General features: G+C 36.8%; 14 protein-coding genes. 10 read left to right on the plus strand and 4 right to left on the minus strand.

Features of this window, described 5'->3' with window-relative positions:
* Positions 1-24: 24 nt before the first annotated feature.
* Together G532_RS0105015 and G532_RS0105020 are read left to right on the plus strand one after the other, a co-directional pair.
* Entirely contained in the window at positions 25-882 is an 858-nt protein-coding gene (locus tag G532_RS0105015) for an ABC transporter permease (protein ID WP_027963807.1), read from the plus strand.
* Entirely contained in the window at positions 882-2069 is a 1188-nt protein-coding gene (locus G532_RS0105020) for a quaternary amine ABC transporter ATP-binding protein (protein WP_027963808.1), read from the plus strand. The genes G532_RS0105015 and G532_RS0105020 overlap by 1 nt, the downstream gene beginning before the upstream one ends.
* Before the next feature lie 65 nt (positions 2070-2134).
* Here the strand turns inward: G532_RS0105020 and G532_RS0105025 are convergent, their stop codons facing one another.
* The 4 genes from G532_RS0105025 to G532_RS0105040 are packed head-to-tail and all read right to left on the minus strand — an operon-like array spanning position 2135 to position 5887.
* On the minus strand, positions 2135-3004 hold the full coding sequence (locus G532_RS0105025; protein WP_027963809.1) for a Ger(x)C family spore germination protein: 870 nt from the start codon (positions 3002-3004) through the stop codon (positions 2135-2137).
* Between the two features lie 16 nt (positions 3005-3020).
* Entirely contained in the window at positions 3021-3278 is a 258-nt protein-coding gene (locus G532_RS16180) for a Ger(x)C family spore germination protein (protein ID WP_027963810.1), read from the minus strand.
* Entirely contained in the window at positions 3275-4378 is a 1104-nt protein-coding gene (locus G532_RS0105035; protein ID WP_027963811.1) for a GerAB/ArcD/ProY family transporter, read from the minus strand. The genes G532_RS16180 and G532_RS0105035 overlap by 4 nt, the downstream gene beginning before the upstream one ends.
* 9 nt (positions 4379-4387) lie before the next feature.
* Positions 4388-5887 (minus strand): spore germination protein, encoded by a 1500-nt coding sequence (locus G532_RS0105040; RefSeq protein ID WP_027963812.1) that lies wholly within the window; start codon positions 5885-5887, stop codon positions 4388-4390.
* A gap of 117 nt (positions 5888-6004) precedes the next feature.
* Between G532_RS0105040 and G532_RS0105045 the strand changes: the two genes are divergently transcribed.
* From G532_RS0105045 to G532_RS0105085, 8 genes are all read left to right on the plus strand, one after another.
* Entirely contained in the window at positions 6005-7024 is a 1020-nt protein-coding gene (locus G532_RS0105045; protein ID WP_035512593.1) for a TIGR00341 family protein, read from the plus strand.
* A gap of 67 nt (positions 7025-7091) precedes the next feature.
* Positions 7092-7712 carry a flavodoxin family protein gene (locus tag G532_RS0105050; protein WP_027963814.1) on the plus strand — a complete coding sequence of 207 codons (621 nt, stop codon included), beginning with the start codon at positions 7092-7094 and terminating at the stop codon, positions 7710-7712.
* Positions 7713-8184: 472 nt separating this feature from the next.
* Positions 8185-9927, plus strand: coding sequence for an ABC transporter ATP-binding protein (locus G532_RS0105060; protein WP_027963815.1), 1743 nt, complete (start codon positions 8185-8187; stop codon positions 9925-9927).
* Position 9928: 1 nt separating this feature from the next.
* A complete protein-coding gene (locus G532_RS0105065) occupies positions 9929-11956 on the plus strand; it encodes an ABC transporter ATP-binding protein (RefSeq protein ID WP_027963816.1) in 2028 nt (675 codons plus the stop codon).
* Between the two features lie 23 nt (positions 11957-11979).
* Positions 11980-12792 carry a S1C family serine protease gene (locus G532_RS0105070; RefSeq protein ID WP_084500555.1) on the plus strand — a complete coding sequence of 271 codons (813 nt, stop codon included), beginning with the start codon at positions 11980-11982 and terminating at the stop codon, positions 12790-12792.
* 69 nt (positions 12793-12861) lie between these two features.
* Complete coding sequence (gene sigI / locus G532_RS0105075; protein ID WP_027963818.1) at positions 12862-13599, plus strand: RNA polymerase sigma-I factor; 738 nt, start codon at positions 12862-12864, stop codon at positions 13597-13599.
* Between the two features lies 1 nt (position 13600).
* Positions 13601-14869, plus strand: a complete 1269-nt coding sequence (locus tag G532_RS0105080; protein ID WP_027963819.1) for an anti-sigma factor domain-containing protein — start codon at positions 13601-13603, stop codon at positions 14867-14869.
* Between the two features lie 264 nt (positions 14870-15133).
* Positions 15134-16654: a DUF6583 family protein gene (locus G532_RS0105085; RefSeq protein WP_027963820.1), complete on the plus strand. Its 1521-nt coding sequence runs from the start codon at positions 15134-15136 to the stop codon at positions 16652-16654.
* Positions 16655-16660: the final 6 nt, after the last annotated feature.

The raw sequence follows: 16660 nt of genomic DNA on the forward strand, positions 1-16660 counted from the left end.
ATAAATTTAAAGAGGTGAGATGAAATGCAAGAATTCCCGGATATTTCTATACCGATTGGTGATGTGGTTGATTTCATCGTTAGGTGGATCGATTCCACATTTGCCCCATTTTTCGATTTTATTTTTTACTTAACATCGAATACAATTCAAGGTTTTGATGGCTTTTTAACCATGTTGCCATGGTGGGTATTTTTAATTCTAATTTTTGCTTTAGGATATTATTTTCAAAATGTGTCTGCTGGAATACTTTACGCAGGGTTTATGTTTTTAGTCGGTAGTTTTGGATTATGGGATGAAATGATGATTACGATAGCTATCGTATTAACAGCCGTCATAATATCCTTATTAATCGGTATTCCAACAGGTATATTTATGGCAATGAATAAAGCCTTTTCTGTTTTTATGCGACCAGTATTGGACGCAATGCAAACGATGCCGAGTTTTGTTTATTTAATCCCAGTTATTTTCTTTTTCTCATTAGGGAATGTTCCGGCGGTATTTGCAACGATTATTTATGCAGTACCTCCAGTAATTCGTTTAACAGAATTAGCAATACGTAATGTGGATCGTGAAGTAATCGAGTCGGCTGAATCATTCGGTTCTTCTCGCATGCAAATTTTGAAAAAGGTTCAATTACCACAAGCAATTCCAACAATGATGGCTGGTGTAAACCAGACAACAATGATGGCTTTAGCGATGGCGGTTATTGCATCCATGGTTGGTGCAGGTGGTTTAGGTGAACAGGTATTAATCTCTATTAACAGAATTGATATTGCACTCGGTTTTGAGGCAGGAATCAGTATTGTTTTCTTAGCTATTATTATTGACCGTATTACAGCAGGTATCGGTGATAAATTCCAACGCGATAAGGGGGATCACTAATGGGTGTAAAAATGAGTTTGCAGCATGTATCAAAGATCTTCGGGCCGAAACCAAAATCAGCTATTCCTTTAATTAAGGAAGGCAAATCAAAAGATGAGATATTAGCTGAAACAGGTAATACCGTTGGGGTTTATGATGCAACGATCGATGTAAATGAAGGTGAGCTGTTTGTTATTATGGGGCTTTCCGGTAGTGGAAAATCAACACTCATTCGTTGTTTAAACCTACTAAACAAGCCGACTTCTGGCTCGATAGTTGTAGATGGAGAAGATGTAGTAAAATACAAAACGGAAAAGCTTAAAAATTATAGACAAAATAAAATCGCGATGGTATTTCAACACTTTGGTTTATTCAGTCACCGTACCGTCTTAGGCAATGTAGAGTATGGTCTTGAAATTCGTGGAGTATCTGCGGAGGAACGACGAGAAATTGCTACTAAAAACCTAGAAAGTGTTGGGTTAAAAGGATGGGAAGATAAGTATCCAGATGAGCTTTCTGGTGGTATGCAGCAACGTGTTGGGTTAGCGCGTGCACTTGCCAATGACCCAGATATTTTATTAATGGATGAACCATTCAGTGCTTTGGATCCACTTATTCGACGCGAAATGCAGTTGGAATTATTAGACCTACAAGAAAGACTACAAAAAACTATTATCTTTATTACACACGACATCAATGAAGCATTTAAAATCGGAGATCGCGTAGCAGTAATGAAAGATGGACGAGTGGTTCAAACCGGTGCTCCTGAAGAAATTCTAGAAAATCCAGCAAATGAGTATATATCTGACTTTATTAAAGATATTGATCGTTCGAAAATCATCCAAGCAGAAAATATTATGATTAGACCGAACGCGATGGTTTCTTTAAAAGATGGTTTAAAAGTTGCGGTACAAGAAATGGAATCCAATGGCCTTTCAAGTGTATTTGTGACTGATCGAAAGCGCCAATTACACGGAATTGTAACGATTGATGCTGCAATAGAAGGCATTAATCAAAAGAAGACGCTTGAAGACGTCGTATTTACGGATGTAGCTACGGTTAAAAAGGATGATTATTTGGAAGAGATCATTCCGAAAGCAGTAGAGACCACGTATCCGATCGCAGTTGTAAATGAAGAAAATCGATTAGAGGGCATTATCCTGCGAGTTCATGTGCTATCTAGTTTGATCGCGGAAGATGCGGAGTAACTTAACCTTTTGATTTATAAATATACGAAGCGCCCCAGTTTATAGGGAGCGCTTCTATTTTTGTTTTAATGGATAATCCCAAAACGTTCAATATCCAAGTTAATAGTGATATCGACTTCCATATCAGGATAAAGCTCTCGCCACTCTTCTTTAGTTAATCTTTTGTCACGTACATGAGTACTATATTCTTGACCAAACCCAAATATATCTGAATTCATTTCTTGCGCTTCTTTCAAGATCTTCTCAGCTTCTTCTTTTAAATGTAGCTCCGATTGTTCTTCAATAATCTTTAAAGCTTCCGGAATATCTAAATCTACACGCTGATTCATTTCAATTACTCGAGCTGAAACATCTAATTCGACGTGAAACTTGAGAGGATCTTTACTAATTAAAGTTCTATTCATTTTATTATTCAACTTGTCAATTACAACAATAAAAGATTCTTCATACATTTCATCGGTGACAAACTCTGATAAATATTCCTTCACTAAATCTGTTTTTATCTCCACTTCTGCACTCCCAGAGTGAAAAGTTCCGTTTAATAATCTGACATAGAAAGCTTCTTCAAGAGTAAACTCTCCAACAAGACGATCATCTTGCATGGCACCGATGCTATTAACTTCGACTTTATTGTCATCCACATAAAGCATGGGAACCATTGGATCTTTTCCTACTTCAAAATAATCTCTTAAAAATTCATGTAAGGTACTACTTATTAATCTTTCGTTAACGACAGCGGTATTTATTAATCGGTCTAAGTAGGTACCAATATTAGGTGCTTGCTCATAATTAGAAGCAGAAAGTATATCATCCGATTTTTGTCTGGAAACTGCTACATGGAGCATATCAGATATAGAGGCATCTCGTTCTAAAGTATCTAGTAAAGGGAAGATCCCTTCAGCAGCTATTTCTGGTCCAAATAATATTGTTTGCAACTGTCCGTTTACAATTTTATATCCCGATTTTTTTATTTGCCTTAGATTTTGCCATTTGAAACGTACGGCCACTACTTTTAATAATCTGCGAGGCATCGGTGATATCTGGATTAAATTGATATAAAACGGTGGTTGCATCATATTCATTAGTCTCTTTATTAAAATCAAAACCATAGGCAGTCACGATTCCCAATTCTTCAATTAAATTTTCCTCCACACAAGCAGAGGAGAACATCAAACTACCTATTATAAAAAAAAGAAGGATACGTTTCATGATTGTTTCTTTCCTTTCCAACGATGGAATATAGCAAACGGAAGAATGAGCAGTGGAAAGAGAATTCCAAACCCAAAACCGATTTCACCTATAAAGGTAGTGAATGCGTTTACGTTCTCTCTCTTCTGAACAATGCTTGAAATAATTAAAGCAACTAGGAGGAAAGCAACTAAAGAATGTTTCTGCTTGAAACCGCAAACACGTTTACAACTATAAGAGATCATCCAGGCAAACATAATTAGATTAGGGAGAATAACCATCATCCATAAAGCAACTGCTAAGATATCGAACCTTTCAAACATTGGAAGCGATAAGATCTTAAACATTGTAAGAAGGGGCCATATCTTTTCTTCTAATTGATCTGCACTAAAATATCCTATAGAAACTATCACGACATATAATCCGTATAAAATCGTTATGGCAACGGCCCCTTGGGCGTACCTACCGATTTTACGCTGGTCTTGGATAAAAGGATATATCAACCAAAGCAACTCAAAGCCTAATAGTGAATAAGTAGTAATTCTAGCACCTTCTAATATTTCCGTAGGTGAAGCATGAAAGATAGGGAAATAATGGTCAAATTCAATCATTGTGATTGGTTCTATAAGTAAAAGGGCAATCCAAAACGTAGCGAAATAGAATACAATACACGTACCCACTGCTACTCTCAAGCCGCTGTAAACTGCATAGAAAACTAGTGATATTAACAATAAAGAAATAAACCAAGAAGGCATCCTTGGGAAAATAAACACCTGTACGAACTCTACATAATTCAAAAGAATACTCAAAAACACGAGGAAAAAATAAAACGTGAAGATCATTCCAAGTATTTTACCGAATATATTTCCAAAACAATATGACAATACACCAAGTAGGTCCGTATTAGGATAGGTACGCAAAACAAATATGATAATTGCTACAACGATATGAATGATAATTCCAGCAAGTAGCAAAGAAATCCAACTATCCTGTTTCGCTTCCGCAAAAATAAACCGAGGAAGTCCAGCGATTCCCACACCAACTTGCATCGTATGAATGATTAACAAGAGATAAACCGCTTTTATTTTTTTATCTATTGGAATTTGTAGTGGTGTTTTCATAGATCCACCTTACTCATCGATATCTTTAGGTTTATTTTTATTTGGTTTCTTAAAGCGAGTAATTTTCTTAGGTGAGCCGGAATAAGCTCTTTTATTACTGGACAAAAACGGTAGTCGTATTAGTGAGTTATCTACGTCTCTTGGTTGAAAAGGGTATATAGGTGCAAAATATGGACGGTTCAGAGAACGCTGTTTAATTAAATGAATGACAATAAAAGATAAACTGAAAATGATACCGATAAAGCCCCACATTCCAGCTAATAAAATGATTGGAAAGCGAATAATCCGTATAGCAGAGCCCATTAAATAGCTAGGTGCAGTATATGAGGCAAGGGCACTTAGTGCGACAATAATGATTAAAATATTACTTGTGAATCCAGCTTGCACAACAGCCTGTCCGATTACGATCCCACCAACAATACCCATGGTCTGACCGACCTTAGTAGGTAGCCTAGCACCAGCTTCACGTACGAGTTCTATTAAAATTTCTAATACAAACGCCTCTATTAAAGGGGGGAAGGGGACGCGCGATCTCGAGTGTCCGAGTGATACAAGTAACGCAGTTGGTATGATTTCGTAATGAAAGGTTAATGCAGCAACATATAAAGGTGTAAGCACCACTGAAATAAACATAGCAACGATCCGCATTACCCGGATAAACGAACCCATGCTCCATCTAGTGTATAGATCCTCCGTTGATTCAAAAAAGCTCAAAAAATTAATGGGAGCTATTATACCAGTGGGGCTCTTATCTACTAACAATCCTAACTTTCCTTCTTTTAGGCTGTAACAAAATCGATCTGGCAGTTCGGTAACGAGAAATTGAGGAAAGATCGTATAAGAATTATCCTCAATATATTGGGTTAAAGTAGAACTTTCAATGATGTCATCGACGGAGAGTTCTTCTAACCGCCTCCTCATTTCGATAACATTATCCTCGTTTGCTAATTCTTCTAAATAAATTAACCGCACTTCAGTTGGCACAGTGTTACCAATGATGAATTTTTCGACTTTTAACGTTTTTGTATCCATACGCCAGTGCACGATATTTAAATTCGTATCTAACGATTCTGTAAAAGAGATTTTAGGACCGAAAATTAATGACTCTGCTTCTGCTCGTTCTGGATTTCTTTTTTCTAACTTTGGTACTGGAAAGGTAAGTGCGTAATCCTCCCCTTCAATATAAACACAAGCTGCGCCACCAATTAACTCTTCTCCAATAGCATCTAAAGTGTTTAGTGCTTCATCTCCAGCAACCGGAACGATTCGTTTAAATTGCTCATAGGAAGCAGTCGTGGAAAATTGGATGGGCTTAATTAATTGGTTATATAAGTATTGTTTGCGCACCATGTGGTTTAAATACAAAATAACACAGGATTTATTATCAAAATCGATTTGTTTTGTTGTTAAATCAGGTGAATCCAGAAAGTAATCTTCATGTAATTTCTTTTCTAATTCCGTTAATTGACAAGGAAAAATACCTTTTGATTTATTTGTTCTTCTTCTCATAGGACTCTCCCCTTGGGTGAAATGTCATCTAATCTTCTTAGGTAGTATGTGATGGAAAATATTTTTTATGTAAATACTATGAATAAATAAGATTTGAATGAAAGTGACGTGAGTTTCATGCAATTAGTAGAAGTGTATATACCGAAAGATCGCTATGATGCCGTGGAACAAGTATTAAAAGATTTCTCCTCAAGAGGGGCATGGAAGGAAAATGAACTAGAAACAAGATACTTAATTCGAATGATCGTAGCGGATGATGATGTAGAAGAAGTACTGGACTATTTAGAAGCAATTTCTACGCTTACGGAAGGGTTTGAAACGATCTTATCTCCTGTGCATACGTATTTTTCTCGTAAGACGATTGAAAAAGAGCGTTCCAAACATGATGGTGACAGTGAGCAAGGGTCTGATCAAAATAGCTCAAAGAAACTATTGCGAGCTAGCAGACAAGAATTAACACATATTATGGAGCAAAAAGGTATGCTCAATATGAATTACACCTTATTAATTATTTTCTCAGCAATCGTCGCAACTGCTGGGTTTATGAAGGATAGTGAAGCTGTTGTAATTGGAGCCATGGCGATTGCTCCTTTGATTGGGCCAGCCATTTCTATCGGATTTGCGACTGTTTTAGGTGATGGAAAACGACTATACCGAGCTGGATTATCATTGTTTGTTGGATTTATTATTGTTACTGTGATTGCTATTACTTTCGGCTTTTTCTTTGAAGAAATACTTGATACAAGGCAATACTTAATGCGAACGGAAGTGACACTTGCTGATTTTATGTTGGCACTTGCATCAGGCGCGGCTGGAGCTTTATCGATTATTAACCGTGTATCTAGTGGGTTAATCGGTGTGATGGTTGCTGTTGCACTTCTTCCACCTTGTGTAACTTTTGGAATGTCGATCGGACAAGCGAGATGGGCAGATACGTATGGAGCATTGCTTTTAATTACGACAAATGTTAGTTGTATTTTATTAAGCGCGGTAGTTATATTTATTCTTACAGGAATTCGACCTGTCAAATGGAAGAAAGAAGTAACAGTGAATGTGTCCCGAATTTTATCGATTATTTTTATATCCTTACTATTTATTACACTTTTAGTGGTGACAGTTCTTGAGTTGACCCGTTAACCATTCGTTTACCTCGTTTCACTTAAGGGAATATGATTTCTTAAATAAGGAAAAGAGGCGAAATGTTATGAGTGTATTAAAAGCAGTATTTTTAAATGCTTCCTTGAAATCTAGCGAAGAGGAATCAAATACAGACGCACTATTTGAGGAAGTGAAAAAAATTTATACGAATCATCACGTCGAAACCAAATCTATTCGCTTAGCCGATTATCATATTAAATATGGAATAGCTGATGATCTAGGGGATGGAGATGAGTGGCCACAAATTTTAGAAGAAGTGAAAAAAGCGGATATCGTTATTCTAGGTACACCGGTATGGTTGGGTGAGAAAAGTAGTCTAGCAACTGTTGCTATGGAAAGATTGTATGGAAGTAGTACATTAAAGGATGATGATGGCAATCCGATCTATTTAAATAGAGTAGCAGGTACTGTGATTACTGGAAATGAGGACGGAGCAAAACATGCTGCACGCTCCATCTTATATGGCATGTCACATATAGGTTTTGTTATACCACCAAACGTGGATGCGTATTGGGTTGGAGAGGCAGGACCTGGCCCATCATTTATTGAGGCAAACGGGATAGAAAATGAATTTACAAAGAGTCATGTCAAATGGCTAGCTCATCACACCATCTATATGGCCAATTTATTAAAACAACACCCAATGCCGGTCGTAACATTCGAATAAAGATTTTACAAACAATTTTGAAAAAAGAGGTTGTTGTTTTCCAAATTTAAGTATATACTATGAAAAGAAAATAGGAGAAAGGTAGGTTGCTGACTATGACATTAAATTTACTACAAACACGCGGAATTAAATATGATATGAATGCGACCTTGCCGATTTATGCCTATTATTCTTAATTTTATTTAAAAATATAGGACGTAACGTGTAAAGTCGCGCATACATTAGTATGTTGCGGCTTTTTTTGATGAACACACTTGGCTATTGGTCTAGTGTGTTTTTTTATCTCATTTTACAGTATACGTTACATCTACCTATACAAAGGAGGGATCCAGATGATTGCATTTTCCATTGAATATAAAACGAGAAAAGGAGTGAAAAAAATGATTCGACTACAGTTGCAATTAGTTCGTAAGAGACAGCGGACAGAAGGTGGGTAAAGAATTTCTTGTAAATAGGAAAGGGGGAGATTTAAATGATATCTGTTTTCAGGAAATTAGGTTGGTATTTTAAAGAACAATGGTTGCGTTATACGTTAGCTATTACAGCATTAATCATCGTGAATATTTTAGGAGTGATTCCTCCGATCTTAATTGGAGAAGCTATTGATTTAATTCAGTTTAACCAACTGACCCAAGAACGTTTTATGGAATTATTATTCATATTTATTTCATTAGTTGTGGCAATTTATGTGATCTCATTTTACTGGGACTATACATTATTCGGTCGTGCTCTCTTACTAGAAAGAAAGATGCGTTCTAAATTGATGAGTCATTTCATGAGAATGACACCGACATTTTTTGGTCGATATCGCACAGGAGATTTAATGGCACGATCTACTAATGATTTACGGGCAATTCAAATAACTGCAGGATTCGGTATTCTCACATTAGTAGACGCAACCGTTTTTATGTTTTTAATTGTTTTAATGATGGTAATTTTAATTGATTGGCAGTTAACACTTGCCGCCTTAATTCCACTTCCTATCATGGCTTTATTAATGCAAAAATACGGAAAAGCGATTCATGAGCGTTTTATGAAAGCCCAGACAGCTTTTAGTGATTTAAATAATGATACGTTGGAATCCATCCAAGGAGTACGGGTGATACGTGCATTTGTCCAAGAGCGTGAAGATGTAAGTCGGTTTGAAGCAAAGGCTGAAGATGTTTTTGAAAAAAATATGCATGTTGCTAAAATGGATGCTTTATTTGAACCTACTATTAAAACATTAGTTGGGATATCTTACACAGTTGGCCTTGGATTTGGTTCTTATTTAGTGATGCAAGGTGGTATTACAATTGGTCAATTGGTGAGTTTTAACGTTTACTTAGGAATGTTAATTTGGCCAATGTTCGCAGTGGGAGAGTTGATCAATGTCATGCAGCGGGGGAATGCATCCTTAGATCGTACGGATGAATTATTGTCGCACGAGGCGGATGTAAAGGATCCAGATAAACCAATAAAAATTGATCAGCCAAATGTGATCCGATTTCAAAATCTATCGTTTGCCTATCCGAACGCTTCAGATCAAGCACTTAAAAACATAAACCTGGAAGTAAAGCGCGGAGAAACGGTTGGTCTCGTAGGTAAGACAGGAGCAGGAAAAACAACTTTGATTCGACAATTGTTAAGACAATACCCCGCTTCTCAGCAAGGGTTCCTTGAAGTGAATAATCAACCGTTAGAAAACATTTCTTTAGAAACAACTCGTGAGTGGATTGGTTATGTGCCGCAGGATCATGTGCTTTTTTCAAAGTCGGTTTGGGATAATATTGCCTTTGGTAGTGATGGAATCGACGAACAAGAAATGAAGCATATTTTAAAATTGGCATCCCTTCAAGAGGATATCGAGCAATTACCTGATGGATTAGAAACACTTGTAGGAGAAAGTGGTGTCACTTTATCGGGAGGTCAAAAGCAACGTGTATCATTAGCGCGAGCTCTCATTAGACAACCGGAATGGCTCATTTTAGATGACTCCTTATCGGCTGTAGACGGGCAGACGGAAGCAAAAATCATCAAGCATTTAATCGAAGAGCGCTCCAACAAAACGACCTGGATTGCTGCTCACCGTTTATCCGCTGTTAAACATGCTGATCAAATATTGGTGTTAGAAAACGGGGAAGTCGTAGAACATGGTTCGCATCAGGAATTAATGGATCGACAAGGTTGGTATTACCGTCAGTTCATCAAGCAACAAATGGAAGGGGGCGAATAAGATGCAACAATCATCAACGGAAAAGCGCCTCTATCGTTATGCTTTAACTGTAAAGAAAATTATTATTATTGGATTGATTTGTTTAATCATTGCTGTTGGCCTAGAGTTAAGTGGCCCTTTAATTGCTAAGAAGGTAATTGATGATCATATTGTTGGTGTAGCGAGTCAGTATGCTGTAACGGATGAATTTACTGGAGAAGTGGAATTTGAAGGTGATTACTATATCAGGTCAAGTCGTGCTTCAGGTGGCGAAGATACAGATCAAGTAACGCTTTATCAAGACGGATTAAACTTTTATTTTGCAGAGGATGCGGTATCTACTCAGGCTCGGTTAGTGGAGGCGGGCTCAGAGGAGATTGTGTTTGAGTTAGACGGTGCCACCTTTGCTGTTCCTGGTAAGGAGTTAGCGACTTCGGAGGTATTTCCGTTTTTTGAGCCGGAGATTTCTTCCATTATCTTTTGGTTAAGTTTATACATGGTATTAATCTTAATCGCATCGGTATTTTTGTACTATAAAACGTACTTGCTACAGCATGCGTCAAATAGAATTATTCGAAATATGCGTTTAGATGTATTTAATCACGTGCAACGATTACCCGTTAATTATTTTGTTAATCAACCAGCAGGTAAAATTGTTGCGAAAATTACGAATGATACAGAAGCAATCAGAGAGTTATATGTGAAAGTATTGGAAGTGTTTGCATCAGGATTTATTTATATGTTGGGAATCTTTATTGCTTTGTTTATTTTAGACGTTCAACTAGCTATGATTTGTTTAATTCTTATTCCAATATTGTATGGAATCATGCGGTTATATAAGCGAATTGCTGGAAAATACAACCTTGAAATTAGAGAAACAAATAGTAATATTAACGCAAATATCAATGAATCTATTCAAGGTATGTCGATGATTCAAGCATATAACCAAGTTGATCGAATGACTGGAGAGTTTGAACAATTAAATCACCACCATTACACGTATCAAAAGAAAATGAATACTTTCACGGCACTTACCGCCTTTAATTTAGTTGATTTTTTACGTAACACGTCTTTTGTAGTGTTTATTATTTATTTTGGTGGTATCTCGTTAGATGGCACAGGAGTCATCACCGCAGGGGTACTCTATGCATTTGTCGATTATCTTACGCGTTTATTTGAACCAATGGACCAGATTGTAAGTCAGCTTCAGCAATTGGAACAAGCTAGAGTAGCCGGTAGACGTGTCTTCGAACTGTTAGATGAACCTGGGGAAAAGGTAGAGAATTTACCGATTGAACGTTATTATGGGAAAATTCAATTCGATCAAGTCTCTTTTGCCTATGAAACGGATCAGTGGGTACTTCGGAATATTGCTTTCGACATTAAAGCAGGAGAGACTGCAGCTTTTGTGGGTCATACTGGTTCTGGTAAAAGTACAATTATGAACTTACTTTTCCGTTTTTATGATCCTACGAAAGGAACGATATATATTGATGGCATAGATATTCAACGGTTAAGTAGACAGCAAGCGAGGAAGCATGTGGGAATCGTTCTTCAAGATCCTTATATTTTTACTGGAACCATTCTTTCAAATATTACGATGAATAATCCAGCGATTAAGCGAGAAGAAGCAATTGCAGCTTTAAAAGCAGTTGGGGCCGATGAGTTTATTGAAAAACTTCCTAATCAATATGATGAACCTGTAAAAGAAAAAGGATCGGAATTTTCAACAGGTCAGCGTCAATTATTATCATTTGCTCGTGCACTTGCATTTAATCCTGCTATACTGATATTAGATGAAGCTACTGCAAACATTGATACAGAAACCGAAGCAATGATCCATAAGGCTCTAAAAGTCTTAAAAGAGGGCAGAACAACGATTGTTATTGCACACCGGTTATCGACGATTCAAGATGCCGATCAAATCTTTGTTTTACGCCAAGGGGAAATAATGGAACAAGGTACCCACCAAAGTCTCTTGAATACTGGTGGAGAATACTATAAGATGTATCAAATGCAACTTGGTAAAAAAACTAGTAGCATCTTCTAATTCCCAGTGGGAGAGGTATGGCAATGAGTGATAATCAACATAAAGATATAATAGATAAAGATTTGTATGAAGACTTAGATGAAGATGAAATGCGTGAATTGATTGAAGAAGAACGTGCTAGAAAAAAACAAGAAGAATTAGAAGAAGAAAAAAAGCCAAAACGCCCCTTTCCGAAGTGGGTTTTTTGGCTTATCGCATTTTTATTATTTTTTAATATTGCAGCTGCATTGCCATCAATTTTTTCCTTGCCAGCAATTGATTTCATTCGAACATCAGCCGAGCTTATGTTGGATGAGGATGTGCAAGAATATCGTGAGTCGATTGTGACAGTTGACACCGGTGTAAGTACAGGTACAGGCTTCATAATCTCTGAAGATGGATATATGCTTACGAATCAACATGTAATCGATGACCGAGAGCAATTGTGGATTTATCTAGCCGATGAGGGTCCAGTTGATGCTACAATAGTAGAAGAGTACCCAGAAATTGATTTAGCACTTCTTCAAATAGAAGGAGATGGACATCCTTATTTAGAACTCGCAGAAGAGACGAGTTATTTACCTCAAGAACCATTTTACTTTATAGGTAGCCCATTAGGATTCAGTGGCATCGCCAATCAAGGTGAAATCATAGGCGAAGCAAGTTCAAGTAGTGTGGAAGGGTCAGTATTATTGCTTGACGCTCCGATATACCGTGGCAATAGTGGTAGTCCGGTAATCAATCAAGATGGAGAAGTGATTGCTGTAATTTATGCAACAAGACAGGATGAGGAACACGGTAGAATCGGATTGTCCATTCCAATCGATTCTTATTATTTAAAATCAGAAAATGAGTAACATTTAATCGTTTGCACCCATAAAAGAGGGGGGAATAACGAAATTTATAATAGTTGGGGGTGATGAGGGGTGCTGAAGCGTCGTAAAGAAACAGAAGGCGCGTCCCTCGAATCGCAAATCAATGCTATTCAGAACGGGGACGAACAAACCCGTCATCATCTGTTGTCAAATTATCAGCCATTTATAGCAACAGCTGTATCAAAAGTTTGTAAACGTTACATTGATGCAGAAAGAGATGACGAATATAGTATAGGTCTGATGGCATTTAACGATGCAATCAATTTATATTCTGAAGAAAAAGGCAGTTCATTTTTAACATTCGCACGTCTTGTTATCTCTCGTAGAGTGATTGACTACATCCGAAGTGAAGCAGATGAAATGACATACATACCATTGGATGATGGTAGTGATGAGGAGATGACCTCTAGTGCTGACTGGAGATTGGCAAATGTTTCAAAAGAAGCATACGAACTCGATCAACAAAGCTGGTACAGACAAGTAGAAATTGAAGAGTACAACGAGAAGTTAAAAGAGTATAAATTATCTTTTCAAGAATTGGTAGATATTTGTCCCAAACATAAAGATGCAAAAGAATCAGCTAAAAAGGTTGCACGTTTCGTATATGAGAATGATGAAATTAGAGATTATGTGCTGGAACAAAAAAGATTACCTATCAAAAAGATTGAACCTCATGTCAATGTGAGTAAAAAAACGATTGAAAGAAATCGAAGGTACATATTAGCAATCTTTGTTCTGTTTTCAGAGGACTTTGTGTACTTACGAGAATATGTAGAGGGGGTGAATTAAAATGGAAAAGGGAATTGTCGTGGAGCAAAAAAGAAAAAAATCAATAGTAATGACTCGTGATGGTGGTTTCTATAAAACGAAACAAGAGCGAGAAGTTGCTGTTGGTGAGGAAATTGTATTTGACCCTAAGCAACAAGCATCTTTTTCACTTGACCGAATCCTTTCTTGGTTCAGTGGACGTTTACAGTGGCAAGCAATACTGAGTATCGTCCTATGTCTTGCCCTTATTATACCATTTTACACATGGATGTCTCAGGACCAAACATATGCCTATGTAAATATTGATATTAATCCAAGTATCGAACTTCAAGTTGACCAAGGATACAAAGTTATTCACGCCCATGCTCTCAATGATGACGGAAATGAACTGTTGGAAGAAATGAGTGAATGGAAAGGCAGGTCGTTAGAATTTGTTTCCAAAGGGTTGATAGATACAAGTGAGGAATTAGGTTTTATATCAGAAGATCAAGATATTCTATTTGGTGTTAGTTTCGTTAAGCGAATGCTTGATACCGACCAAGAAGCTCTGGATCTCCTTTCTGAAACGTTAAGTGACCAACTTGGTTCAAATGGAAAATTGTCTTTATTTGAGGTACCTAAGAATATTAGAGAACAATCAATAGAACTGGAATCATCGATGAATTCGGTATTTGCCAATGAATTGATGGAGAACCCAGAAGATGGAGAAGGAGAAATGAACTTTTCCAATGTGGAAGAAGAAACGCGCGATGCACTTAATCGATTTCTTGATTCGGAAAATGAAGAACAAATAAATGCTGAAGAAGATTATTCTAGTGATGCCGAAACTACGGAAGAAACAGTAGATCATGAAGAAGATCCTGAGCCTACTGTTGCTGAAGAAGAAAGTAATGAACCACAAACATCCAACCAAAATTCAGATAATAGGGAAAAGGATGAAAACCACCCCTCCAATAAGAAATCAGGCAATAGTGATAAAGATGAGGATCACCCTTCCAATCAAAAGTCGAATAATAGTGAAAAAGAGGAGAGCCATCCATCCAATCAAAAGTCGAATAATAGTGATAAAGATGAGGACCACCCATCCAACCAAAAATCCAATAATAGCGATAAGGATGAGAACCATCCAAGCAAAAAGGGAAAGTCTAAAGATCATAATAATGGAAAAAAGGATTCAACTGATCAAGACGAAGAGAAAGACAAGTCAGAAGGTCCACCTGGAAATTCAGGTAAGGATAAAGACTTTACACCGCCAGGACAAAAGAAAAAAGAAAATAATGCTAATGATTAACGCAGACCAACAAAAAGGTCTGTTTTTTTATTTGTAGGCACTTTTAATGATCATTGTTAATATTGTTGGTGCCCCTTAGAAGCGGATGAATGCTTGCCTATACGATCTAACTGATTCATCTATAGTAAGTACTTCGAATTATAAAATATTTAAGATCGTATCTCCATTTTATTTTTCTTGTGTTAGAATAGCAATTATAGTTCTAAAACAAAGTATAAGTACATATGATAATACGATAACTGTCCATCTATAGGAGGGAAGACTATGTCTAGTGGTGGAGGAAGTAAGAAAAAAATTATAATTGTAGTCTCTGTATTCTTAGCGATTATTACTGCAGGAGGCGCCTTAGCTTATCAATATTTTGTGGTGAACCATCCATTGGTTCAATATCGTGAGGCAGAAGAAAAGACTATTGCACATATAACCGAGCCAACCGCTTCTCATCAAAAAGAACAGAATGAACTAAGGTCACAACTTCAAAATGAAATGAGTATGCAAGAATCTGTTATTACTGGTGACATGCAATTGGCAAATGACAATTTCGCACAAGATAATATGATTTTTTCAATGATTCAATCATTTATTGGTGGAACAACTTTAGAGGTAGATACATATATGAATCCCCATCAACATCAAACACTTATGGATCTTAGAATGAGAATTCAAGCAACGGAGTTATTTTCTGGAGAACTATACCAAGACCAACGAATTTCTGCTTTCGATTCACCAATATTATATAATCAGCCATTTGGTATTGAAAATAATAAAGTAGGTGAACTTCTACAAACGACTGGTGAAGCCCCTGTCATTGAACAAATCCCTAACATTAGTGAGATGCAACAAGAGCAAAATGTTGTCTCCCAATCTGAAGACGGGTTATCAGAAGACATAGTGAATCGCCTTAGAGATGCTATGGGGGAGTTTGAAATTGAAACAGAAGAGGATGTAACCTATGGTGAGGAAACACTTGCCCGTTTTTCTGTTTTTATACCAGAAGAAGAAGCAAATTCCCTGTTTAGAGGGTTATTAAATGAATATGAAGCACAGTTAACTGCTGGTATACCAGGGAATGAAGAAGCTATTACTGAGTTATTACATGAAATCACATTTCCAGAGGGATTAACCTATGAAGCTTATTACAGTAATGAATATGTAGCACACAGGGAATTATCAGGAAATGCCGCTTTAGAAGATCAATTGTATCAAATTGATTGGAATGCGGACACAACATTGTATGAAGATCAAGCTTATGAACTAGATTCTAGATTACGCTTAGAAGATTTAAACACTAATAATTTTGTAACTCTTCAGTTAGATGTAAACGGACAAAAGGAAGAAGACGGATATAAAGTGGATCGCCATTTAACTCTCGGTTATGAGCATGAAGAATCTGGGTCTGTTCAATTAACGGCTGACACTTTATATGACAATAATTTGGCTAATACTAGCTTTTCATTACAATCGGATATGTTGCAATCCCTTTTCCCTTCCATTAATGGTAGGGTGAAACAGTCGTTAGAGCGTGACGACTCCTTAACGAGTGAAAATTATGAGATTCAACTGCATTTTAATGACAGTGAAACAGACGAAATGAATCGTTTTGAGATTCATATTGCTCAAGATTATTATTTTGGTGATGAAGTAGAAATGCCTGAATTTGATACGGAATCTGTATTATTAGTTAATGAATATTCACAGGAAGAATTGACTACATTCATGACGGAAATACAGCTACATGCTACTGAGTACTATGATGATTTTGTTGACTCGTTATTTCCATTTTAATTCTAC

The organism is Halalkalibacillus halophilus DSM 18494, assembly GCF_000423105.1.
Taxonomy (GTDB): Bacteria; Bacillota; Bacilli; order Bacillales; family Alkalibacillaceae; genus Halalkalibacillus; species Halalkalibacillus halophilus.